This is a genomic window from Vibrio sp. 1CM2L (assembly GCF_023161695.1).
GTDB classification, from domain to species: domain Bacteria; phylum Pseudomonadota; class Gammaproteobacteria; order Enterobacterales; family Vibrionaceae; genus Vibrio; species Vibrio coralliirubri.
In genome coordinates this window covers 198032-223133 of sequence record NZ_JALNTT010000006.1, presented here as the reverse complement: position 1 = coordinate 223133, position 25102 = coordinate 198032, and the positions used below count along the sequence as shown (strand labels likewise).

Here is a 25102-nt window from a genome sequence, read left to right as displayed (position 1 = left end):
CCAGAAAAGGTCACCCATGACTGCATTGAATATCGACAAGCTCATCTCAGATTTCCCACTGCTTCAACGATTAGCGGCACTCGATGAAGTGACTTGGTTTAACCCAAACATCACGACTTTGGAGCAAGGTTTACCCTATGTGGGATTAGGCGAACAAGATATTCACGATGCAAGCATGAGGCTACAAACGTTTGCTCCTTATCTAGCTAAGGCGTTTCCGGAAACTCAATCGACCAATGGCATCATCGAGTCTGAGCTTATTGACATTCCATCTATGAAATCAGTATTGGAAGCGCATTATCAGCAGCCTATAAAAGGGCGTTTGATGATGAAGAAAGACAGCCATTTACCGATTTCAGGTTCAATCAAAGCTCGGGGTGGTATTTATGAAGTACTAACGCATGCCGAGAAGCTTGCTATTGAAGCCGGGTTACTGTGTGAGAGCGATGACTACAGTAAGTTGCTCGAACCTGAGTTTCGTGACTTCTTCCAACAATACAGCATTGCGGTTGGCTCAACAGGTAATCTAGGCATGTCGATCGGTATCATGAGTGCCAAATTGGGCTTTACCGTCTCTGTTCACATGTCGGCAGATGCGAGAGCTTGGAAGAAAAGTAAACTGCGAGAGCACGGTGTTAACGTGGTCGAGTATCAACAAGACTATGGCGTTGCAGTGGAACAAGGACGTAAAGAGGCAGAGCAAGATCCTCGATGCTTTTTCATTGATGATGAAAACTCGCAAACCCTGTTCCTTGGTTATTCGGTGGCAGGGCAAAGGCTCAAACAGCAATTTGAGCAACAACACGTTTCAGTAGATAAAGAACACCCGTTATTTGTTTACTTGCCATGCGGGGTAGGTGGTGGTCCCGGTGGTGTCGCATTTGGTTTGAAGATGGCCTTTGGTGATCATGTCCATTGTATTTTTGCTGAACCGACTCATTCACCTTGCATGTTGCTCGGTGTTCATACGGGATTGCATGATGAGATTGCGGTGCAAGATCTTGGTATCGACAACCTCACCGCCGCAGATGGTTTAGCGGTTGGTCGGGCGTCAGGTTTTGTGGGGCGCGCGATGGAGCGCTTGCTTGATGGTTATTACACATTAACCGATGAACGTATGTATCAATTGTTAGGCGAACTGAACCAAGCAGAAGGCATTCAACTTGAGCCTTCTGCACTAGCAGGTATGCCGGGTGCGATTCATGTTGAGCAAAATAGTGAATACCTTGCACGACTAGAAATTGATGAGTCGACGCTAGCGAATGCAACACACCTTGTGTGGGCGACAGGCGGAGGCATGGTGCCACCACAAGAAATGACAGCGTATTTAGCCAAGTCTTCGATGTAAATCGGATAGAAAGTCGGACTCTGGTGGATGATTTATGAGTTTAAACGAAGCAATAACTTGCGCAGATCGTTATCCAAAACACACATTTTATAAATTAAGCTTCTTAGATGTTCTAACTATCAGTTAGGTTGAGTGGCATTCAACTTGATAGGGATTGAGCAATGCAAACGGATAAAGTGATGCAGACAAAACACATAAACACACCAGAAAAATTACTACAGCGTTTAGATGCGATTGGGGAGTCTTTGGAAGCATCGGGTAAGGCTCATGCTTTACTGGGATTGGGCTCGGTAGGTATTGAAACAGAACGACTTGATCAGTATTCAGATGTCGATTTTTTCGCGATAGTACAAACGGGGCATAAGCAGTATTTCTTAGACAGTTTGCATTGGCTATCAGATATTCACCCAATCGACTACGCGGTGAGAAATACCGTCGATGGCTATAAAGTTCTGTACGCTGACGGAATCTTTTGTGAGTTTGCAGTGTTTGAACCCCACGAGTTAGCGCATATCCCATTTGCTGAAGGGCGCATTGTTTGGCAACAACCTGAATTTGATACGCAGTGTTGTGTTCCACCAGCAAAAGGCGAGGCACACGCAAACTCCCAAGAGTGGATCATTGGTGAGGCACTAACCAATCTTTATGTGGGTATGTCTCGTTATAACCGAGGCGAAAAGCTGTCGGGCAGTCGGTTCGTTCAATCTTACGCACTCGATCGTTTGATTGATCTTGTGGATCAAACTGAACAGTCTGAGCCTGAATTCGTTGATGAATTTATGTCGGATAGAAGGCTAGAAGCACGCTTTCCTAAGTTTGCCCAATTGCTACCAGCCTTTACCCAAGGCTACGAGCGCACCGCTGAGTCGGCACTTGCCCAACTAACTTTCCTTAACTCCCACTTCACAGTCAACCAAGCTATGTGTGCCCGAATCACTGAACTGTGTTCCAGTAAAGATTAAGCCTATAACCTGTTAATCTTAAACCTATTTTCTTGGTGCGCGTAAATAACAGTTGTCGCTCGTCTGTATTGTTGATAGGTTTTAACCATGAAATTTAATTCTGCTTCAACTTCAATTTTCTTTTGGTGGTGCTCTTAACAGAGCAGCACGGGATACTCACATTCTTTAGCTGCTGGACGGTAGCTAAGAATGTCATCAAAAATGTCGCCTCTTTTTATCTCCAGTAGCCTTTCTAACTTGGAGATACACCATGAATACCAACTCAAACAGCCATATCGACAGCAACAGCCATACCAATAAGCCTGAAATTATTCTGACTGGCGATAGAGCAACTGGGCCTTTGCATTTGGGTCATTACGTCGGTTCACTTAAACAAAGAATCTCTTTGCAGCATATTCACGACCAAACGATATTGGTTGCCGACATGCAAGGGCTTACCGACAACGCCCATAATCCTTCAAAGGTTTCGTCCAATATTCTTAATGTGGTCGCTGATTATCTTGCGGTGGGTATCGACCCGACCAAGACCACGATTTGTCTGCAATCACAGCTGCCGGTGTTAGCTGAGCTCACCATGTTCTACAGTAATCTTGTTTCTATCGCTCGCTTGGAACGTAATCCAACGGTCAAAAGCGAAATTCAGAACAAAGAGTTTGGACGTTCAATTCCAGCAGGCTTCCTCACTTATCCCATCTCACAGGCGGCAGACATCACCGCTTTCAACGCGACTTTAGTGCCTGTCGGTGATGATCAACTGCCGATGTTAGAACAAACCAATGAGATTGTAAGAAAGGTTAACTCGCTCTCTGGCAAACCAATCTTGAATGAATGCACACCGCTTCTCAGCAATGCATCTCGCCTCCCTAGTACCGATGGTAAAAGTAAGATGTCTAAATCGATGAGCAACGCCATTAATTTGGGTGCAACAGAGAAAGAGATCAGAGCTGCCGTTAAATCCATGTATACAGATCCAAATCATCTACGAATTGAAGACCCAGGTAAGGTAGAAGGCAATATCGTGTTCACTTATCTTGATGCTTTTCACACAGACGCTAACTATGTCAGTCAACTAAAAGAGCATTACCAAAGAGGTGGACTAGGCGATGGACAAACTAAGAAAGTATTGGAAGAGTGCTTACAAGAGATGCTTCGCCCTATTCGTGAAAGAAGATCAGAGTTACTGGATGATAAAGCGCAACTCATCGAAATTTTACGCAATGGCACTCAAGTCTCTAGGGCAAGAACGCAAAAGGTATTGTTCGATGTAAAAGACGTCTTTGGTCTGAATATTATCTAGCACTGGCTGCATCTTTGGCTGGCTAAATGGCGGGAGAGTGAATAACGATCTGGATGCGAATACTTCAGAAGGAAGCTTCATCATCAATGAGCCAGCATTGTCTGAATTTATTGGTAAATTAAAGCCGACTGAATCAACCAATCAATTTCAATTTGTAGATGGCGAGAATGTTTGGGTGTTCAAGGTAGGTGATGATAGTTTAGTTTCCTACACGCTCAGTAAGCGCGAAGGCTAAGTTCAGTCATTCCAACCTACATGTCTGTTATGAGTTATGTGGGTTGTCGAATGATATTGTTCACCTAACTATGCCTAGTCACCGCCAATAAGCCCTTATCACTCTTAGTTACAGGAAGGTAATGATGGAAATCAGTCAGTTGGATCATTTGGTATTAACCGTGAGTGATTTACAAGTTACGGTCGACTTTTACCAACGGGTGCTTGGAATGAAGCCCATCGAATTTGGTGAGGGCAGGTTGGCGTTGTCATTTGGGACGCAGAAGATCAATTTACACCTCAGTGGTAGCGAGTTCGAGCCAAAGGCAATGCGTGTTCAGGTCGGAAGTGCAGACCTCTGCTTTGTTACCAATACACCAATTGCAGAAGTTGTCGAACACATCCAATCGCAAGGCGTCGCGATAGAAGAAGGGCCAGTACCACGAACAGGTGCAATAGGGAAAATTGTTTCTGTTTATATTCGAGATCCTGATGGCAATCTGATTGAGCTCTCGAATTATTAGTTTTAGGCACTAAACCCGTACGCTTTTGTTTACTCTTCAAGAAAGTAACTTTTCGTGTTTACTCCACTTATCACTGGATGTCGCCACCCAAATAAAATACAATCGAACAATGTTTTATTAATTCGTGCTTTATCATTATGATGAGAAAATTACTCATATTCATCGTTGGCCTGTTCTTCTTAACAGCTTGTTCTTCAACGAGTAATCATCAGCTAGACGATGAGACATTGAGCAACGAAGACGCTATGTCGAAAAGCGTAGAGGGAGAGAGTAACCTCGAGACTTCAAGCGATACAAACGCTGAGACCAGCGTTGATTCTTCCCATGATTCAATCGTTAATCATCAACCACTCATTAACCTTGATTCAAATAAAGACACGATAGCTCACGCCAATGCAGAGCCAGAATCAGTGGAACCTTCTCAAGTAGCAGCGACAGAAACAACGGAAAGCGATGCTAACAGTAGCGGTGAAAAAGGCATCGGAAGCTATTTTATTCGTCATAACCAACCGACTAAGACCGTGATTAAATCACTAGAGGGCGTGACAGATGCATTGAATGTCATGACGTTTGGGATATTTGCCACCGGTAATGGTTAAACCGCCAGCCAAGAACGCTAACCAATAGATAGAATGAGACGTGAAGGCGAGCCAGATGGTTCGCCTTTTTTGATCTTCTAAATTTGGTCACCATTTTTCCTAAGAATCGTGTTCACTTATCTGAGCGCTGAGTCAGGCGACGGTTAACGAAAATAGGAAATTATTCGTTCTGGAAGGAACTCGCCGAATTTACCCTGTTTGACTTGTTATATGCATCAAGGGTTCTAATACTCATCCCAAAGTAAGCAATGAAATCTAATCTTACAAAGACAAGTCTTATATTCACTTACGAGCATAGTAAGATGTTTGCTGTTAAGTCGGTTTAGGTTTAGTTATCAATATTCTAGGGAAGAAAAATGAAGAATAAGAGTGTGTTTTTAAGTGCCGCATTGGTGATGTTGTCAGCTCATGCAAATGCATCAGACGCGAACCATGAGTCTGTATCAGATGGTGTTATCGTAGAACAAAGAGCGAAGCTTTCTGAAAATACCCAAGGACAAGGTTTTGGACCGCAAGCTCCACGAGATTTGGGTTCATTAGAAGGAACAAATACCGGACTGTTCTCGGATGCCCCTGATTCAACAGCGATGAACTTATGTAATATTCACTTCCATAAAAATGCTGAGCATAAAGGCGGCGAGTTTACTCAATACGCTGGTAACGGTGATGGTAAGGGATTCCAGAGTGGCTTTAAATATACAGGCAAGTTGAGTTCAGCTGAGCTGAAACCATTTGAGGGCAAGATTTGTCCGAGCGAGCATGGTTCTTTGCATTCGGGTGACACCATTGAAGTTCACTATGTTTATTCAACGGCGCAAGTTGAACCGGGTGAAACATTAGGGGCTTGTTTTAACGACGCAATTACCAACCCGCAACTGCGTGTAGAAACTCAAGTTTTAGTCTTAGTGAATGATGACAAAGCACTCGACTTTGAAGCGCTCGCTAAACACTCAAAAGTGAACGGTTTACACCAAGCACCAAACATCCCACAAGATACGGGCTCAGCGATTCAATACGCAGGCTCTACAACGGGTCCTGGTTACAATGAACAAGGTTCACCTTTCCAAGTAACATGGAGCGTTCGTCCACAAGTAGCGAAAGTAAACATCGCGACAGTGGGGAGCTGGTGTGAAGGCAATGACTTTAACGAAGACCACGCCCACGGAGTGAGAAACTTGGTGGTTAACCCTGAGCTGTTATCACCTATTCGTAACGACTAAACGATACTGACCAATAAAATGATTAAGGCGAGCCAATAGGTTCGCCTTTTGTTTGGCTCACTATTTTGTGCATGACATGCCCTGTTATGTATTGGCTAAACGCTTAGCTATATCCTTTCTCTATCTCTCTTCTTATCTAACTTGCTTCTTGAGTTCCAACTCGTCTTCGCTGTAACCATGTTCTCTGATCTCATGCGCTCGTACTTATTTACGTTTGGATGAGTTTCGTCCGTCATATCGAATTGTTGGTATTTAAAAATCGTCCATATAATGACCCCATCTTAAAGAAACAAACCAACTTACTTAGATAAATAGAGGTCATTATGAACACTTCAACACTTACTACTAAAGCACAATTCGAAAACGGCACAATGTTTGAAACTGGCGAGGAAATGCTTTACGTCCTGCAGCTTAACGGCAGCTGGTATGAAATGGGCAAGCAGTACGGAAACTTGTCAAAAGAGCACATGCAAGCGATGTACGACGTTATTGTTCAGCCTGAATTTGATAAAGGGCTAATCAGCCAAAAAGAAGCATATGAATTGTTTGGCACTCGCGTTTTCGCAGCACTTTCTTTACGTCGTAAGCAATACTTCCAAGGTGTAGCAGATGGTCTAGGCTGGCCGCTGGAAAAAGTCATCGTGCTAGATCAAAGTGGTCCAATGGCGATTTACCTTGGAAAGCTTCACTCATTCTCTGGCTGTTCTTCGTTAGCGACTTGGGGCGAAAGCACGGTCGATGGTCATTCGGTTGTTGGTCGTAATATGGACTGGAGTGATCTGTTCCTAGACTTCCCAATCTATACAACGGTTTATAACCCAACAGATGGTTCAAACGCATTAGTGAATGTGAGCTGGCCAGGTTGGCAGTGGATGGTTACTGGTTTTAACGACAAGGGGGTGTATACCGATCTGCATGACGGTACATCAATGGGCGGTAATATTGTATCGGTTGAGAAGCCATCTTTCTTAAACTCAGTCGTCGATTACATGGCGGAATCTGATTCGATCGAAGCTCTTAGCTCACGCTTCCAAGCGTCACGTACTGATATTGCTTCAATCTGGATGTTAGCGGATAAAAGCGGTCAGGCTTGTGCTTACGAGAACACAATCCAAGAAAACAGAAAACGCGTCAGCGATAAAGACGCTAGCTCGTTTGCGACGGTTAATACGTTCTTAAACCCAGATTGGGGTTTGGGTATCCGTGAAACTCAAAGCTTTTCACTAAAACGTTTTGATAACTTAAATGCACGCCATGATGACCTGTGCGGTCACATTGATGCTGAGGCAATGCGTAACATATTTGACTTACCACTGTATAACAAAGATGGCAGCTTCAAAGAAAATGGTGGTGTGACTAAGCCAACTAATCAAGATGTGGATCTAACTAACTACCAAGTCGTAGCTGACTTAAATGAGCTGCAAATGTGGGTGAAACTTCCTGCGCTTGGTAGCGATACCAACTGGGCTCATATTGATGTGAAGTCTTTGTTTAACAACAAGTAACGTTACCACTCAGTGAGTAGGGCTAATGTGTTTGTATAAGCACATAGCCTTCCTCTTTTTGTAGGCTCACCTCGTAAACCGCCTCGATAAAACGTCATCAATCGCTTATCAAACTCCTCGTCGGACTTTAATAGACGAATTCGATCATTGCATGGAAGCTTAACCAGCAGGCGTAAACTCTGCCATTAAACCAAAGTGCAAAAATGATTAAATCTAACTTGTTTCATTCTGTCTCGCTAATCGGCGCTCTTTTTTCTTCCGTTTCTTATGGCTCATTTTTCGATGCTGTGGACGACCAATTCGATATGGGTCACCACATAGCAGAAAACGCCGTGGGTTTCTTGCCTGTACCGGTTTTGATTACCGAACCTGCCGTTGGTTATGGCGGGGGGCTTGTCGGCGTATTCATGCATGAAACTGACGAGCAGAAACAGCAAAGAAAACAAGCGGCACTCAATGCTATCGATGGAGGCGCACAGCTTGTTCCTGGTGCGATAACAGTATTGGGCGCAGCGGGTACAGAAAACGGATCGTGGTTTGCCTTTGTCGGGCATCGACACACATGGTTGAACGACACCATTCGTTACTCGGGTGGTGTTGGGGCTGGGCAAATGAATCTTAGTATCTATAAAGATTTGTCATTAGAGCTCCCGAATGAAAAAACTACGGACATCCAACCGTTAGAGTTTTCAACTGAGACTCGCGGTGTTGTTTTGCAGCAAGGATTCCAATTTCGAGTGTCAGATACGCCTCTCATGTTGGGCGTTAAACAGTTCGTTTCTTATACCGAGATAACTTCTGACAGTCAGATCGTTGATAAGTTGATGGAGTACACCTTAGGTCAAACCATTGTGACTTCGGGTTTAGGATTGACTGCGGATTACGATACTCGCAATAACTTATTTTACCCAACCAGTGGCTATCAATTTTCAGCTGATTACATGGTTTACGATGAAAAATTAGGCAGTGATCAAGCATACCGAAAGTTAGATGTCGAAGGGGAAGTCTATGTCCCATTGGCAACACAATGGACGCTGGCTTTTGCGGCCAATTATCAAAACTTTCAATCAGATGAGTTGTTTCTTTCGCCAACCACTCAACCGTATATCCAATTGAGAGGCGTGTCTTCCTATCGATATCAAGGGGATGAGATTACCACTCTCCAATCTCAAGTTGTTTTCGACATTGATGATCGTTGGAATGTGTCTGGGTTTTATGGATACGGTCAGGCGAAAGAAGAAGCAGAACTTAGCCAAGACCAAACAGTAGGAGCTTATGGAGTCGGGTTTAGATATCAGATAGCTCGCCGATATGGGTTACGAATTGGTATGGACTTGGCTCGAAGCGACGACGAAAACGCTTTCTATATTAGCTTAGGGAGTGGTTTTTAAATATTCAAAATACCAGTCTAAGTCTAAGTCTAAGACTCTTTTTACTAACGGCTAATAACGGTTATTAACGGCAGAGTCCATTTTTAGTGATGGGTTTGGTCCATCATACATGATTCAAGGGATGGGGAAATAGACCGTAAAATGTAGCCATACCAAAGAAGCTTCATTCTGATATCGAAGGTTTGATGGTCGTTATGATTTGGTGAACAGGAGGGTTCACTCATTAAATTTAATCTGCCTTATCTATGGCTTTAGGTATTTGGTGGAAGTATTTGGCACTCAAATAATGAAAATATTTAATCTGTTCAGCTTTAGAACCCTCGTTTTGTTCGCAACCCCGCTTTATTGGTGGGCTTCGTTTTCAGCGCTATCAGCTGAATCGAAAGCTGATCATCCTGGTAAAGAGATTTTCAAACGTTATTCGCTCAGTGAAGACATTCCTAAGTTGGCCATGAGTTCTCTCATGCAAGGCGAACACTTGGTTGAATATGCGACTCGCAAAATTGTAATTGGAGACAACGTTCGTGAATCAAAAGTCTTCTTAGTAAAGAACACCGATACCAAAGGCAACATTGATCTGCGAATTAAATACAATCCCGATGACCTTGATGAACAAGAGCAAGTCATCGATGAAATTGAAGCATTTGTCAGAACCGAATATCGACTGAGGCATTACGCTGAGAGCTACGACCCGTATTCAGTTAAAGCTAAGGATCATGGTAATGGTCGTGTCGATATCTTCTTTGAGTACTCAAAGTATGCATTACCCCAGGATATTTCGTACTTCCGTCATTTAAGCGTGAAAGTCGAACTCGTTAATGGGCAGCCACAGACGATGAGTATCTATAACGATCAGCCGTTTAAATTCAATGGATACCAAATAGAGAGTTACTTACAACGACTTGATTTTAAAAGACTCGATTCAGGAAAGCTTATTATCGACAGTAAGCACATCGAAGTTGAAGGTATGAAGCGCGATAAGCCAGTGCGTATGAACACGATGATTCGGCCAATTGCTATTTATGATGAGCAAAATGAGGTGACAGTCCTAGACCACAAAATGCTTGAGCAAGTATCGGATCCGCGAATGAGAGAAGAGAGTGTTGTGCTAGACCGAGTGTTTCCTTTGATGGGCGATATGGTTCGCCGCCAAGGAATCGATTTGCCATTGCCTTTTGGTGTGTCTGTCGCGTACAGGAACCAGAACATGGACATCCCATTCACTGATTTCGTGATTCAAGGTGTGGGCTTGAATGATCTTTTCGACCCTTACGCTAGTATCGGAGCTGTTAATGCTGAAAGTTTAACGCTTAGAGCTGATCTCAATATATTACCGTTTTGGAATGTTTATGGTTTGGTTGGAAAAATCAACGTCGATGCTCAAGTTGATGCGGAATACACTGGTGAGGCGGGTGAGTTTCTCCGAGATAAATTAAACAACAAACTACCACACCTTGGGGATGCATTTTGTAGTGAGTTGTCGGCACTTTGCCAAACGGGTCGTGTGAAAATTCCGTTGAGTTTGGAGTATGACATCGTGGGCTTAGGGACAACTTTGTCTGTGGGTTATAAAGAATTTTTTGCTTCTGTATCGGGCAGTTATACAAAAACGCGTTTAAAAGACACTGACAATTGGGGAGATGGCATTGTGACTGTTCAGCCAATGCTTGGCTATCAACTTGTTGATTATCGTACTCAACTATTTGTTGGTGCTGAGTACCAAGGTTTGGATTCAAGAATGGCAGGGCATGTGGTTGCGGGTGACTTGGAATTTGATTATGACATTGGTGTGAGCTTATCTCAGTGGGCGTATTTGGTGGGTGTGAATAAACAATTAGGTAAGAACTACAATTTGACCTTTCTTTATAACAAAGGTGAAACGCGAGATTCGATGACGGTCAATTTTGGCTATCGATTTTAAGCATGAGATGTGAGTGTTTGTGGAGAGGGTTTCATCCGTCATAGGAGATTAACTGGATGTGTTTTTATGACATAAACTCGCTTCATTAACCCAACACTGATAACTGAATACAGAATAAACAACGAATCAATGGAAAGTATAACGCGCAGGGAGTTCGCATTGTGAAGCAATAAACATAACCAAATGCAGGCTCAACCATGACTTTTAAATTTCCAACTGTTAAGCGAAATCAGCGTTCTCATTTAAATAATAAAACGTTACTTACTCTCGGCATTACCTCACTTCTTATCGGGTGTGGTTCAGACAAAAGTTCAGACTCAGGAACCACGCCAGAGCAACCACAACTGATGCCGCTGCCTGCGAAAATAATCACCGCGAATGTTGGCAACGCGACGCTAAAGGCATTGCAAGAATCCGTTTTGATTCAAGACACTCAAGGCGAAGAGAGCTTGGTTGATATTGAAGCTTTTAAAGGCGTTCAATTTGGCCATGCAAATCGCTTTGCCTATAGTGAACTGACTTATTTAGAGAACACGATTGATGCAACCGAGTTTGGTAACGCGTGCCCACAGTTAAAGGCAACAGCTCAATCGCAGTCTGAAGATTGTCTCAACTTGAACCTATGGCGCCCAGAGGGAACACAAAGCGGGGATGGTTTACCTGTCTATCTGTTTATACACGGTGGAGACTTTGAGTACGGCTCGGGGTCTGCCAAGCTTATTCATGGAGACACGATTGTGGCTCAAGGATCGGCAGAGACTAACCCGTTTATTTTCATTACATTCAATTACCGATTGGGCGTATTGGGGAGTCATTGGGTTAAGGGCGAAAACAACAGTGGCAACTACGGCATTGGTGACCAACAAACAGCGCTAGAGTGGGTAAACCAACACATAGAAGCATTTGGTGGAGACGCTCAGAATGTCACGTTGATGGGGCAAGGATCAGGCGCGATGTCTGTATCGATATTGCAGCAGCAAGCTGAGAAAGAAGGGCAGGCTAATGACTATTTTCAACGTAGTATCATGCAAAGTAATCCGTATGGCTTTGAATACCGAAGCTACGATGTTGCGAAGAGCCAAGACGACGAGCTAGATCTTGTTGACGCATCTTTGGAAGAAGTATTGCTCACTCAAGAGTCACTATTGTCACCGACAACGCGTATCAAAGATTGGCTACTTAAAAGTATTCTGCCATTAGTAAATGAATATTCACCAATATCATTAGGCAAGGCAGACCATACACCCATGGGGACTTTAATGCCTTTCTCACCTTATTTGGCGTGTGAAAAGACATCTCTACTCGGGGCGTGCAGTCAAAATGCAGTACAACCGTATCAGTCCGATTTTATCGTTCCAACGGTAATCGGCATTAATGCAAAAGACTCGAACACGATGAGTATGTTGCCAACTCTGACGTTTCTTATTCCTAAAATACTCGATTTGGTGTTGGAACAATCACCAGAGCTGCAAAGTGATAACGCCACCTCTCAAGACTGGATTAATGCGATTCAAAACTGGGTGCAAAGTGATGAGGCATCAACAGATATTGATTCGCTATTTGCATCGGCAGATGGCGAAGCCACCATACAACTTGAACTGGAAGATCTGCTTGCCGTGTTGCCTAAATCGGCTTACGAAGCGGTGAGTCAATTGTATTTTGGACTTGAAAATCGAAACAGTACAAGCGAGCTACTGTCGCTTACCGACTTTTATCCAAATGACGAAAGTGAGCTCGATAATGCAATGCGAAATATGGGGCAGTTCAAAATGATGATGAACGACATGCTCTTTAGTGGCCCATCACGTATTAAAGCAAAGCAGTCGCAACAACCCGTCACGTTTTACCAGTTTGACTACAAACCGAGCTTCAATGTTTGGGCTTACAATACCAAGGGCGAAGAGCGAAGCGTCGATATTTCAGATGCATTAAAAACCGTCTCTTGTATTAGTGGAGCGTGTAATGGTTCAGAGCTGCCATTTGTGTTCAACAAGCCGTTTAAATTGGATGGTGAAGAAGCATCGCCGTCGAAGAAAGACAAAGCACTGATGAACAAGTTGTCACGAATTTGGTTCAGTGATGCGCTGTTTAGTGATTACCAATATAGTGAAGCGACCGACAGTGTTATGTCGATAGATAATGAAGGCAGTATCCACCTAGAATTAGACTGGGATAATTACTTCCAGCAAGGTGTCGACCCGGTATTGCGAAATGGACGATTAAATGGCCTAGAAGACCTTAATCTCATCGCCAATTATCTTTAACCAACTAACCAACTAACCAACTAACCAACTAACCAACAAAAAAAGTGATCCATTAGGATCACTTTTTTTGTTTGTATCATAAGCAAGTATGCACCAATGCCATGCTTACTTTAGCGCTTCTAATTCAACGGGTTCTGCAGTGCAATAAAGCGTTCAACGTAGGCATCTGTCGCTGTCATGATCGACTTTTTCACTTCCATGATCTGTTTTGAATGTGGATTCCATAGCGCAAACGAGAATTTCATTCCCATCTTCAGTTGGTCTAACTCCAGTGTTTCCAAGCTTTCAGTTACATAGGGTGATTCTGACAACACCTTCGGTAGCCACGCCCAACCGAGCTCGTCTTGAACCAACTTTATAACCAAGGCAAGTTGATCAACTTCTTCGTGTATCGCTGATACTAAGAGCTTCTCTTTGAGGCCTTCATCTTTAAACGCACTCAAAACGAACTGACGTGTGCTGCGTAAAGCGGTTAATGCTTCTGTTGGCGAAAGCTGGGAGAGTTTGCCTCCTTTTTTCACAAACGGCAAAAACTCGATATGGCCAATAAAGGTCGAGTCCTTACTGTACATACCTTTGCCTTTGTCGATCATCACCAAGCCAAAGTGAATATCACCACTTGCTAAGCCTTGTTCAATCTGGCTCTTTGTTCTCACCAGAAAGTTAACCTTCATGTTTGGAAAGTCTTGGTCGAGTTGGGCTCGTATGGAAGAGAGCAGGCGATGTGGAGTCATACTTGGATAGGCAAAATTGATGCTTTCCAGTCCACCGTAAGAGAGGCTTAGCGCGATATTATCGAAGATACGAGATTGCTCTATCGCAGACTTAGCGTAGTGATAAAGAAGCTTACCATCTTCGGTCGGTTCTACTGTGCGACCTATACGCTCAAATAGCTCAACAGCTAGCACGTCTTCAAGGTTATTGATGACTTGGCCAGTGGTTGTACGGTGTTTGTTTAATCGGGCTGCAGCCTTGCTGAATGAACGCTCTTCGTAAACGGTCACAAAGGCGAGTAACTGTTCAATACTAAAATTCATACGTTGTACTCAATTGTTAGTCCATTAAGTATAACGTATCAGATATTCGTAGGATTAGGTAATTCATATGCCCAACTATGATGTGCGTCGTAGTTGGGCAGAATAGTTATTTGGGGGGAGGTTGGAGCGCAGCGGTACAGGAGTTTGTTATTGATAGGGTGCGATTTCGATATCAATCATTTGATAACCCGTATCGGCAACGTCTGTCGAGGTATCTTTCGTTCTCAGGGTTCCCGTCAAATACACCGTATCCCATAACCCTTGTGCGCTCACATCTTTAGGAGAGTTTACATAGATGATTTGATTGGTCGGTGGTGGCGGTACGTGTATGCAGGCACCGTAATAAGGAACCAACAAAAACTCAGTAGCGATCTCATCATCACCTTCAAGAGGAATGATGAATCCCGGAATCTTAACGCGTTGCCCATCAAGCTCTTTTCTTACTGAGCCTAACTTATTTTGTTCTGGCATATCCCAAGAATGTTCGGCGAGGAAAGGCTGTGTCGCTTCTCTGATCATGGCTTGTTCTTGCGCTGGCACAAGATCAATCCACTCTATTTCCTGGGTGCCTGCGTGAACGGAGAACGCACTAAAAAGTGCGACTGATAGTCCAAGTGTTGTTGTTAGCTTTTTCATGTTGCCTCTTTAATATCTTTGCTGTTGGGGATGCAGACGATATTAAAGTGGTATGGATCATCAAACGAATCATCAATGATGGATCAAACTCGTCCTTATTGTGGTTGTTTATCGAGGGGATTAGGAGATATCAACAGAGCAACTGAATTTATTAATTGGACGTGTTACATCCGTCCAAGTGGAGTTTTAGATAGATCAGTTCCATTCAATAATATCGGTGTACGGAAACGAGGGCGAACAGTTCGCTCATTCATAGGAGGGTGATAACTTAACTTACACAGGTATATATGATGATTAACCGCAAAACACTTTCACTATCTATTCTTTCAATTGCAGCGACAACTCCTTTATTAGCAGCAGCGCCTCTATTCGCTGCAGAGTCTGAGCCGAACCCGTCAGACTTAACGGAAACGAGCACTTCAGCGTATTTTGGTATGAGTAACCAAGGCGATGTAAAGGGCTCAATATCTGGAGACTTTCATTTTGATAATGGGCAGACAGGCATGCTCACCGTCGAAGGAACGATGACTCAACAGGGGAAATATTCTGACAGTCGAGTTCAATATTTCCATGTTTTTTCAACAGAGAACAAAATTGTTCCAAGAGCTGCGCTATCGCTCGACGTTATTGATAACTCGATGTTTACTTCTGCGTCATTGGGCGGAGTTGCAGCGATTGATACAGGGGTGAAAGGACTCCAGCTATTCCCGCGCTTAGGCGTATTGGCAGGTGAATATTCTGATGCGTCAGTGTTGTCGTTTGATGCTGACAAGAAAGAAGCGATCGGCGGATCAGCCGCTTTCTATATGATGTATCAGTTGGGTGAAGATGGTACCTACATCGGCGCATGGCCAGAGTACAATTATTTAAATGGTGATATTGAAACGTCGATGCTTAAATCAACATTAATGATTGCGACGCCTTTCTCTAACGATAAAACTCGATGGGGGCAGTTAAGAGTCGATAACACCACTGGTTATATGCAGTCCCAAACTCGTTCTATTGATATCGACGATACGGTTGTTTGGGCTAACTACAAATTCTATTTCTAACTTTTGATGTATAACCGGAAGGCAGCGCTAATAGCGCTGCCTTTTTTCGTTTGTGGCGTGACTAATTGAGTCGCTTAACCCGCTAACTTTCACACGAATTTAAGAAAATTAAATAATTTCAAAAATACTATCATCAAAGTAAGCCGTGTTTAGATGTGGGTTCTTAACAATATCAATAACTTACTCTACTTGATGAAATTTGGATGTGTTGAGTCCGTCCTATGTGATTTATCAGACTGACAAAGTTCATCAATAATGCAAATCAAAGAGGCGGACAACGCTGACTTAATTTACTTATTTACCTTTGGAGTCAACATTATGAACAAGCAAATCAAAGCTACTCAAATCAGACGTACGGCCCTAGCAATGCTGGTGGCAATGTCACCAAGTGTCTTCGCTTACGATCTCGTTATCATGAATGGTCGAGTTATGGACCCTGAAACGGGCTATGACCAAGTTGCCAATGTCGCAGTTGAAGATGGAAAGATCGTCGCTATCACTGGCGATGCTATCGAAGGCGATAAAATGATTGATGCTGAAGGGCTAGTTGTTGCACCTGGCTTTATTGATACTCACTCACACGTTGTTGCGATTCCAGTCATGCAAAAGCTACAACTACGTAGTGGTGTTACGACGCCATTGGCTCTAGAAGTTGGCGCTTATCCAGTGAGTGATTGGTATCAACGATTGGAAGGCCGTTCACAAACGAACTTTGGTGCGAGCGTGTCATCTGCGGGTATTCGTACCAAAGTCTTTAACGACGATTACCACACACGCACGGGTACAATGATTAACGATATTTTTGATACCGAAGAGGCAAAAGCGTCGAAGATTTCTGGTGATTCAATGACTAAGATTGCATCAAGAGAGCAGATAGAGACGATTTCTGAAATGGTCGACAAGGAGCTCAAAGATGGCGGTTTAGGTATCGGTGTTCCAGTAGGTTACATGTCTAAAGCGGCAACGACCATCGAAACTAAAGAGTGGCAGAGACTTGCGGGTGAATACGGTGTTCCAACGTTTTTGCACGGCCGATTCTCAAGCCAACTTCCACCAACATCGGGCTTAATTGGTATTGAAGAGATGCTATCTGGAGTGGGTATTTATGGTGGTGGTTTGTTGGTTCAGCACATGCACCAGCAAACTCTCAATGAAACACCAGTCGCACTTAAGATGCTGGACGATGCAAAAGCCAAAGGCATGAACGTTGCAGCAGAGATCTACCCATATAACTATGGTGCAACCATTGCAGCGGCGGACTACCTAGAGCCAGAAAACTACCAGCGCAATATGGCACGAGATTACTCAGACATTATTGAAACAGAAACAATGAAACCTCTAACCAAAGAGCGATACGAGCAGTTGCTAAAAGAGAACCCTCAAGCGAGTGTTATGTTCTACGGTGCAACGGATCAAGACCTTAAAAACGCGCTCGCTCATGAGTCAACAATCGTTGGTAGTGATGCTTTCCCACTGATGAAAGAGGATGGAATGATGGCTTACAGCTGGAATACGTCTTATGAAGGTCTACAAGGACACCCAAGAGCCGCTGGTACTCAAGCTCGAGTATTGAAAATGGTTCGTGAAGACAACCTGATGCCATTGATGTCTGCGGTTTCTAAAATGTCTTACATGCCAGCTAAGTTCTTGCAAGACAATGGTATTAACCAAATGAGCCAAAAGGGTCGTATTCAAGTGGGCGCTGATGCTGACATCACGATGTTTGATCCTGAAACGGTAACGGACAACTCGACACTTAAAGAACCAGGTTTGCCTTCAACAGGTATCCCATATGTTGTGGTTAACGGAACAGTAGTCGTAGAAGACTCTAAAGTGCTGCCAAATGTTTACCCGGGTAAAGCGGTGCGTAATAGCGTTACCAAATAAAGCTACCTAAACAAACGTTAATAAAAGCAGACGCGGCAACTTCGGTTTCACGTCTGTTTTTTTATCACCAAATTAGCATCTAAAGGGTCATCAAATGTTCGTAACAACTACGGAACTCATAAATACTATCTCTGTCCTTGGTACTGCTGCTTTCGCGTTCTCTGCGGTATTGGCAGCGAGTGAAAAAAAGACGGATATTTTTACTGTGGTGGTATTGGGTGTAATCACAGCAGTAGGGGGAGGCAGCACACGTGATGTATTGCTCGATGTGACCGTGTTTTGGTCAGAGGAACTGTATTATGTCTGGATTGCGGTTGTGAGTAGCTTAATCGGCTTTATCTGTGTTTCGTTTTTGAAGAAGCGTTGGTTTCATACGATCAACCTTTATGTCGATGCGATTGCTATCGCCATGTTTGCGATTCAAGGGACTGAAAAAGCATGGAGCTTAGGTTTCGGGCTACCGCTAGGTCCAATCATGTTGGGTATTATTACGGCCGTGGGAGGAGGGGTTATAAGGGACGTTTTGATTCAACGTCCGACGCTACTGTTATCAAAAGAGCTTTACGCAATCCCTGTTGCATTAGGCTGTACATTACATGCGACTACACTGGCGTTGCTTCCACAATATACCGATGTGAGTGCGATTGTTTCTATTGCTCTTGTGATTTACATACGCCACCTGTCGATTAGTAAACAACTTGCTGTTCCAAAGTGGGCGACATTGAATCCAGTTTAAAACCAGTTTCCGTTTTATTTCACTGGCATTGATCGTTTTCTTTACTCGACTCAAGACAGCATGATACGTTCATGATCAATTATGTTGGGTTATAGAAAAGGACAGTCCAATGTCATTAGAAAGTGCGATTACATTCTTTATTGCCATGTTTATATTTGGTATTACTCCGGGGCCTGGCGTATTTGCCATTTTAGCTCGTGCTATGGTTCAAGGATGGCGAAAGTGCGTCACGCTTTCGTTAGGTATGATATGCAGTGATCTTATCTACCTTGCGCTTGCCTGTTTTGGTCTAGCAACGATTGCCGAGAATTGGTCGATTGCGTTTGAGGTGATTCGCTACGTTGGTGCAGCTTATTTGATTTACTTGGGCTACAAGATGTTTAAGAGGCTGCCTGAAGTGCAAGGTTCTGCGGAACTTGCGGCCAAACAGAGTCAGAAATCCGAACTCGCGAGTTTCGCGCAAGGCTTTTTGATTTCAGCATCAAACCCTAAAGTGATTCTGTTTTATATTTCGTTCTTGCCGACTTTCATTGATCTGACTGTTCTGCGCTCACAAGATATCGTCTTGGTTTCTGCTTTAGCATCTGTTGCTTTAATGTCCGGTTTAATGCTTATCGCTGTAGGCGCGGGCAGAATGGCAGGTTTGTTGAAAACGCCACGCGCACATAAAAGGTTAAACCAAAGTGCTGGTGGAATAATGATTGCTGCTGGCTCATATTTGGCGATAAATCGATAAATCGATAAACCAGATTCCGTAAGCAGAAAGGCGAACCGATGGGTTCGCCTTTTTAGTTGGACATAAGTGACATCGTTTAAACAGAGACTTGTTTGTTAGTCACAATGGTGCAATTATTTAACGAGTGATATTACTCGGATGCATGTCTTATGATGACTATCGAACAACAGCTTTCTCGGCTGGATCTAAACTTATTGGTGTCGTTAAGTGTTTTAATCAAAGAGAGGAACGTAACGCGAGCTGCCAATACCTTGTATCTGTCTCAGCCTGCGATGAGTCGTACCTTAAGTCGTTTGCGAGAGTTGTTTGATGACCCACTGTTTTATCGAGAGTCGAATGGCTTAGTGCCCACGCAAAAAGCGTTAGAGCTGCAAGCACCTTTAGAAGAGTTGCTATTGGCGATGCGAAGCCTAGTAACGAAATCTGCGTTTGATCCTGCTGAATGTGTTCAAACCTTTGTTGTTTCTGTACCGCCATTAATGAGTCGGATGCTTTCTGTGCCCCTTGCTGAACGCTTCATGCACGATGCGCCAAACGCCAGTCTTATCGAATATCCGATTGCAAAAACGCCTACTAGCCAACTGCTGTCACGAGATGTGGATTTTACCATTCACATCGAAGCCCCGAGCAATCCAATCGAATTCCCATACGTGAGTCTTGGGCAGATCTATCCGGTATTTTACGTTTCTGAACATCACCCTTTAGCGAAAGCTAAAAATGTCACGCTTGAGCAGTGCCTCGAATCTCGTTTTGTCGACCTCACGCTCGATATTCGCTCGAATTACGGGCTGCAACACCCTGTAGACACTTATTTAGTTAAGAATGGAATGCAGAGAGATATTGCATTTAAAAGCGGACAGCTTCTTACTTTGGTGGAAGTGATGCAGAGTTCGAATACAATTTTGGTTGCGACCCATAAATTGACGGAACTAGAGGGAATAGGCGACAAGATAGTGCCGATATTCTCTCTAGATAATGTTCCCGAGTTAATGTTCGAACTGTTTTTGATTGAGCATAAAAGAACCGTTACCAGCCCTGCCCATCAATGGTTCAAGAACTTAGGGGTGTCCGTGATTGAAGACGTTGTTTGTGAAAGCTGACCTCAACGTCTTTGCTAACACCGCAGCCTAAGTTAAGTTCACCGCTTAGTTCAGATTCCAATTAAACCTAAACGGTGTTCTTTGGGTTTTGGGCGAGTCATTGATGGCTTTTAACAGTGTTTTGGCTTCTGCTAGTGAAACTGAGAGGGAGGAAGAAACTGAGCCTTCTGTAGTTTTTGCGTAGCCAAGCTTCAATAACTTCTTCCAAATGTCGTTTGATTCAGAATCTAGAGGCCGTTGAAGCGTGCCTTTCGACAAGGTTTTTCGCCCCGTAATTTCATAGATAGTTTGCACCGCTTTGCTGTACTGCTTTTCTTCAACGTGTCGACAAAATTGAATACTCAACTTTTTGGTATTCAATTGCTGACGTGCGACAAAATAACGCTTTAAATCAATGAAGTGATTTCCGATCAGTCGAGCAATCGCAGCAAAGAATATTCCCGCAATGACCAAGTAATACCAATATTGGCTTAGCCAATTCGATAAGGTTTGAGCCCCGTCGCTTGATCCTAAAGTGTTGCTTAGTGAGTCTAATAATTTTGCGTCACCGACTTGAAGCGTTTGCTGCTCTACAGTTAACGATTCTAGCTGATTGGTCTTTGTGTTCCACCATGTCATGGTCTGTTTTGGTAAGACGACTTTCCCTTGTTCTTGAAGAATTAACGTCACCTGTTGTTTGAGTGTCGCGGTATTGCTTTTATTCAGGCGATTAAACACGTTTTCTTTGACTGCTGGCTTGCGATACAACTCAACGCCGGAAATGTCTGGGATATTGATCTCCGGCAGCAACATCATGTGTGAGTTTGCCACGCTCAATGTATACGTTGCAGTGATAGCGTGGCCAACTTCGAATTCGTCGGTTAACGGACGATCGGTTGATACTGAAAGCTCAGCATTTGGGCTAACAATCAACGCGTCAGTATCAATGTTGCTCACGGGTATTTTGGATGTAAAGTTAATGGGTTGCGATTGAATTGCCCCTTCAACAACGTTTTCGCTGGTAAGCTCTACACTAACGGGAATGTTCAATTCAGGAACAGTAAACTCGCCAGCTTGCATTGGGTACAAATAGTAGCGTGCTTTTTGTGTAAACCACTTAATGCCTTCAATTGTGCGTGCTGAACGAGCAACTTTCTGCTCATCTTTCTTTACGACCGTGTTGGGCATATCTAAGTAAGGTAATGCCAACTCTTCTTGAAAGGGGCGGGTACTCAATACTTCAACGTCGAGTGCGACTTGTTGTTTCACAGCGACATCTTGAGTTTTAAGTTCAACGTTTAGCTTCAATTCACCGTCACTGACAAGCTGGTCTAGGTTAATAGCACTTGCAGGCATTGAAATTAAAAGCACCATCGTGGATAAGGCAGCAAACGAACATTTCATAAGGGAGAATGCTTGGACGGTCGATTTAGTTTTGTTCATTGCTGTATTCCTGTTGAAATTTTTGTCTTAGAAACTTAGATGGATTTTGTCTGACCTGTTTTAGCCAAACTTGGTCAGAGATCACGAGCTCCTTCTGACTCTCTTCTTTTGGTTCTTCGTCGACCAATTTCCTATCATCAATGACTTTTTCTGAATCTTGTTTTGTCGGTGGTGTGTTCTTGATCTTCTCTATCGCAGCTTCCACAACGGCGAGGTTGTTGGTCGCTTGTTCTAAATACTTTTCGTTGTTCAATAGTTCGTTGTAAAGCGCCGTGGCTTTATCAAATTGGGCTGTATGAGCGTAGCTGTTTGCGACAATTAACTTGGCGAAATCAGTCAACGCTAACGATTTGCCACCTTGTTTACTTACTTGTGGGCTTAATTGATCAATCGCGCCAAGGAAATCACCTGACAGATAACGACTGTAGGCTTTCCATGTTGGATCATCGAACAGAGCGGCACTTTGCGCGTAGTTGCCTTGTTTGAACTCGACATAAGCGTGTTGATCGCTAGATAGCCAAAAATCAAAAAATGAGTGCTTATCGGAAATTCCCCAAATCAGATTTCCTGCAATAAGCACAAGCAAAAAGTGCATTGGCTTAAGTTTGGATAACCAAGCTAAGCGACTGGATTGGTTCGGAGTCGAAGAGGTTGGCTTCGTGAGATTATCAATCTTTTGATTGATTACCTTTGGATTCGCTACCTGTTTATTATTTACCACTGTAGCGTCCACCCTTTTCTAAACCACATCAATTGAATCGGCAGCAACAAGAATAGCAACCAATAGCCCGCGTCTAACCAAGGTAGGGCGCTATCGCTGACCGCAAACAGGTTGTTTTGAATGCCTTGATAAACCGCGTCTACATCGCTAGCGTCGTGGGTGAATGAAACCATGTTTCCATGACCTGCTTGCGCGAGTTGTGACAGTGAAGTGAGTTGAGTTTCTGTTAAACCTGCTGTGCCATTTCCGCCACTTTGTGGGTTTTCACCCATCGCCCAAACGATCACTTGGTGTTGCTGTTGTTCAAACGCTTTAGTGAATTCTTCTATCGCTTGGTCATTGGTCTTGTCCGTCAGTATCAAAACCGTTGATGGTGCTTTTGCTTGTGAGATTAGCTCGAGCGTTGGCTTTAACACCGAAGCCGGTTTGCTCTCATTATCTGGTAACAAGCTTCCATCCAATACATCGAGGAAGTATCGCGTTAACTCTTTGTCTTTTGTGACAGGCATAGCGACATGGGCACTGCCACCGTATATAACCAATCCGGTTTTTGCATCGCCGCGCATCTCAACGAGCTGATTGATCTTCTGTTTAGCGCGCTCTAATCGTGACGGCTGAATGTCGGTTTTATTCATTGAATCAGAGACATCCAAGGCGATGACCAGCTCGGAATTGTCCTCAAAAAATGGTGAAGGTTGTTGCTGCCACGTTGGACCCGCCATAATGAGCGTGGCGAGAACCGCAAACACCAAAAACAATCGATTAGGAGAAACCATGCGCGCTCGATTTTGGTTGAGAGACAGATGTTCCACCATGTTTTTAGACATGACAGGTTGCCACTGCGCGACTAAATCGTCTTGTTGAACGAGTGCGCGATAAAACAACACGAACGGGACCAGTGCTAACAACCATAATGGGCGCATGAAATGAAACTGGGTGATATCACCACCAAACAATGTATTGAAATCAGTCATTGGTTAGCTCCTCTCTACGGCGAATAACGCGCTTTATTTCTTTTTTACGACGCAGATTTGCACCAAACACGATTAAGGCAGCGAGTAGGTTGCTCACCAGACACACGCCAAATGCATAGTGGTGCAAGCTGTGTTTAGGACGGTGAGATAACAGTTCGAACTCTTGCTGTTCTAGTTGATCTATCGTTGCGTAAGCTTGTTCGAGTTGCTTTCGGTCCATGGCATGAAACATCTGCCCGCCAGTTGCGGCTGATACCTTCTCCAATGTTGGAAGATCCATCTTGTAGCGACCTTTGGTACTCGGGTCACCAATTGCAATGGTGTAAATCTTCACGCCATATTTGGCGGCGATTTCGGCGGCTTTGACAGGAGGCATTTTCGAGCTTGTGTCATCACCATCGGTTAGTAAAATCATCACTCGTTGGCGGCTCTGTTCTTGTTCGAATACGGCAATTGATAAGCCAATCGCATCGCCAAAAGCGGTTTGAAATCCAGCATAGCCAAGCTCAACGTCTTCGAGCAGCGATTGCCACACGTCAATATCTTCAGTAAATGGCGCTTGAACATACGCAGAGTCGGCAAACAAGATTAACCCCAAGCGGTCATGTTCTCGCTGGGCTGCGAACTCTCGCAACACCTGCTTTGCAATGGTTAAACGGTCGTGTTTGTTGCCTTCTTTATCGGCAAAATCCTCTTCTGACATCGAACCTGACAGATCAAGTGCGACCATAATTTCACGAGCGGATTTCTTTTGTTCAATGGGTTCGCCTACCCACATCGGTTTGGCAATCGCAACGATAAGAGCAAGATAGCTGATAATGACCAATAGCCATTGCACTTTACGGCGGCTCATCTTGACCGCGGTTTCAGAGGGCTCCTGTGAAGAGACGGCAATCAGGCGATCGAAAAAGGGCACTTGAATCGCGCTTTTTGACTCTTTGTAAACAGGCAATAACCAATACACGGCAAAGGGTAAGCAAAGCAATGCAAACGCTATCGGGTATTCAAATTCAATCATGTGACACCTCGTGATGCTTTATCCAAAGTGCAACGTTCTCCATGATGGCGTTTCGTGTTTCTTCCGTTAATGTCGCTGCTGAAGAGTAGGCGAGCTGAGCAAGTACGCCTGCGAGTTCTGATGTAGAGAACTCGGTTGAAAATTGGCGATTAGTGCAATGGTCGTCTAACCATTTTTCCCAATCTGTACCAGTTAAAGGGGCGACCTCTGCACGAGGAAAGGCGTACAATGCGGTTCTTCGTAGCAGTTGTGGTAGCTTTTGAAATGATGAAATGTCACCGGATTGAGCCTCTAAAGAGAGTTGCTCGAGTTCTACCAAGGCAGCGCGTCGGTATGTGTTTGCTAGGTACTTTTGAATAACTAAAAAGACACGATATAAAGCGAAGCAAAACAGCAACAAGAGCAGCCAGTACCAGCCTGGTGCATTCGGTAGCCACGAGATACTTTCTGGCAAAGAAGGCTCAGACAAAGAGGCCATCAATGGATTCACGTTCTCTGGCTGTAAAGGCTCAAGCCCAGTGTTAGTCGTCATAGTCTGC

General features: G+C 43.9%; 22 protein-coding genes and 1 pseudogene. 16 read left to right on the top strand and 7 right to left on the bottom strand.

Translation table 11 applies throughout. The features are described from left to right. The first annotated feature begins 16 nt into the window (after positions 1 to 16). The 11 genes and pseudogenes from MSG34_RS19200 (at position 17) to MSG34_RS19150 (ending at position 13244) form a co-directional block, all read left to right on the top strand. Complete coding sequence (locus MSG34_RS19200; RefSeq protein WP_248339113.1) at positions 17 to 1348, top strand: D-serine ammonia-lyase; 1332 nt, start codon at positions 17 to 19, stop codon at positions 1346 to 1348. A 161-nt stretch (positions 1349 to 1509) separates the two neighbouring features. After that, entirely contained in the window at positions 1510 to 2310 is an 801-nt protein-coding gene (locus MSG34_RS19195; protein WP_248339085.1) for a hypothetical protein, read from the top strand. A 250-nt stretch (positions 2311 to 2560) separates the two neighbouring features. Then, complete coding sequence (trpS, locus tag MSG34_RS19190) at positions 2561 to 3607, top strand: tryptophan--tRNA ligase (protein WP_248339084.1); 1047 nt, start codon at positions 2561 to 2563, stop codon at positions 3605 to 3607. 37 nt (positions 3608 to 3644) lie between these two features. After that, a pseudogene (locus MSG34_RS19185) lies at positions 3645 to 3842 on the top strand (hypothetical protein); the annotation flags it as partial. 124 nt (positions 3843 to 3966) lie between these two features. Further along, positions 3967 to 4344, top strand: coding sequence for a VOC family protein (locus tag MSG34_RS19180; RefSeq protein WP_248339112.1), 378 nt, complete (start codon positions 3967 to 3969; stop codon positions 4342 to 4344). A gap of 137 nt (positions 4345 to 4481) precedes the next feature. Continuing rightward, entirely contained in the window at positions 4482 to 4943 is a 462-nt protein-coding gene (locus MSG34_RS19175) for a hypothetical protein (RefSeq protein ID WP_248339083.1), read from the top strand. Positions 4944 to 5299: 356 nt separating this feature from the next. Further along, positions 5300 to 6163 (top strand): delta-class carbonic anhydrase, encoded by an 864-nt coding sequence (locus MSG34_RS19170; protein WP_248339081.1) that lies wholly within the window; start codon positions 5300 to 5302, stop codon positions 6161 to 6163. A gap of 323 nt (positions 6164 to 6486) precedes the next feature. Next, positions 6487 to 7668 (top strand): C45 family peptidase, encoded by a 1182-nt coding sequence (locus MSG34_RS19165; RefSeq protein WP_248339079.1) that lies wholly within the window; start codon positions 6487 to 6489, stop codon positions 7666 to 7668. A gap of 203 nt (positions 7669 to 7871) precedes the next feature. Then, positions 7872 to 9059 (top strand): BamA/TamA family outer membrane protein, encoded by a 1188-nt coding sequence (locus tag MSG34_RS19160; protein WP_248339078.1) that lies wholly within the window; start codon positions 7872 to 7874, stop codon positions 9057 to 9059. A gap of 286 nt (positions 9060 to 9345) precedes the next feature. Continuing rightward, positions 9346 to 10980: a hypothetical protein gene (locus MSG34_RS19155; protein WP_248339077.1), complete on the top strand. Its 1635-nt coding sequence runs from the start codon at positions 9346 to 9348 to the stop codon at positions 10978 to 10980. Between the two features lie 197 nt (positions 10981 to 11177). Further along, positions 11178 to 13244 carry a carboxylesterase family protein gene (locus MSG34_RS19150; RefSeq protein ID WP_248339076.1) on the top strand — a complete coding sequence of 689 codons (2067 nt, stop codon included), beginning with the start codon at positions 11178 to 11180 and terminating at the stop codon, positions 13242 to 13244. A gap of 119 nt (positions 13245 to 13363) precedes the next feature. Here MSG34_RS19150 and MSG34_RS19145 read toward each other — a convergent pair whose 3' ends face one another. Beyond that, positions 13364 to 14281 carry a LysR family transcriptional regulator gene (locus MSG34_RS19145; protein ID WP_048612554.1) on the bottom strand — a complete coding sequence of 306 codons (918 nt, stop codon included), beginning with the start codon at positions 14279 to 14281 and terminating at the stop codon, positions 13364 to 13366. Positions 14282 to 14428: 147 nt separating this feature from the next. After that, entirely contained in the window at positions 14429 to 14917 is a 489-nt protein-coding gene (locus tag MSG34_RS19140; RefSeq protein ID WP_248339075.1) for a DUF3299 domain-containing protein, read from the bottom strand. 290 nt (positions 14918 to 15207) lie between these two features. On the opposite strand from MSG34_RS19140, the gene MSG34_RS19135 reads away from it, so the two are divergent. The 5 genes from MSG34_RS19135 (at position 15208) to MSG34_RS19115 (ending at position 20428) form a co-directional block, all read left to right on the top strand. Further along, on the top strand, positions 15208 to 15969 hold the full coding sequence (locus tag MSG34_RS19135) for a hypothetical protein (RefSeq protein ID WP_248339073.1): 762 nt from the start codon (positions 15208 to 15210) through the stop codon (positions 15967 to 15969). 318 nt (positions 15970 to 16287) lie between these two features. Continuing rightward, positions 16288 to 17856, top strand: a complete 1569-nt coding sequence (locus MSG34_RS19130) for an amidohydrolase family protein (RefSeq protein ID WP_248339071.1) — start codon at positions 16288 to 16290, stop codon at positions 17854 to 17856. Between the two features lie 94 nt (positions 17857 to 17950). Further along, positions 17951 to 18592, top strand: a complete 642-nt coding sequence (locus MSG34_RS19125) for a trimeric intracellular cation channel family protein (RefSeq protein ID WP_050648634.1) — start codon at positions 17951 to 17953, stop codon at positions 18590 to 18592. Between the two features lie 109 nt (positions 18593 to 18701). Then, the gene (locus MSG34_RS19120; protein ID WP_248339069.1) at positions 18702 to 19328 is read left to right on the top strand and encodes a LysE family translocator; all 627 of its coding nucleotides are present in this window, start codon (positions 18702 to 18704) and stop codon (positions 19326 to 19328) included. 149 nt (positions 19329 to 19477) lie between these two features. Then, a complete protein-coding gene (locus MSG34_RS19115; protein WP_248339066.1) occupies positions 19478 to 20428 on the top strand; it encodes a LysR family transcriptional regulator in 951 nt (316 codons plus the stop codon). Between the two features lie 45 nt (positions 20429 to 20473). Here MSG34_RS19115 and MSG34_RS19110 read toward each other — a convergent pair whose 3' ends face one another. From MSG34_RS19110 to MSG34_RS19090, 5 genes are read right to left on the bottom strand one after another with little or no spacing between them, the layout of a single operon-like run. Further along, positions 20474 to 21850 (bottom strand): BatD family protein, encoded by a 1377-nt coding sequence (locus MSG34_RS19110; RefSeq protein ID WP_248339064.1) that lies wholly within the window; start codon positions 21848 to 21850, stop codon positions 20474 to 20476. Continuing rightward, positions 21837 to 22571, bottom strand: a complete 735-nt coding sequence (locus tag MSG34_RS19105) for a hypothetical protein (protein ID WP_248339063.1) — start codon at positions 22569 to 22571, stop codon at positions 21837 to 21839. Before MSG34_RS19105 ends, MSG34_RS19110 begins: the two co-directional genes overlap by 14 nt. Continuing rightward, on the bottom strand, positions 22565 to 23545 hold the full coding sequence (locus MSG34_RS19100; protein ID WP_248339061.1) for a VWA domain-containing protein: 981 nt from the start codon (positions 23543 to 23545) through the stop codon (positions 22565 to 22567). The genes MSG34_RS19105 and MSG34_RS19100 overlap by 7 nt, the downstream gene beginning before the upstream one ends. Further along, on the bottom strand, positions 23538 to 24563 hold the full coding sequence (locus MSG34_RS19095; RefSeq protein WP_248339059.1) for a VWA domain-containing protein: 1026 nt from the start codon (positions 24561 to 24563) through the stop codon (positions 23538 to 23540). Before MSG34_RS19095 ends, MSG34_RS19100 begins: the two co-directional genes overlap by 8 nt. Beyond that, complete coding sequence (locus MSG34_RS19090; RefSeq protein WP_248339057.1) at positions 24556 to 25095, bottom strand: DUF4381 domain-containing protein; 540 nt, start codon at positions 25093 to 25095, stop codon at positions 24556 to 24558. Before MSG34_RS19090 ends, MSG34_RS19095 begins: the two co-directional genes overlap by 8 nt. Between the last annotated feature and the right edge of the window lie 7 nt (positions 25096 to 25102).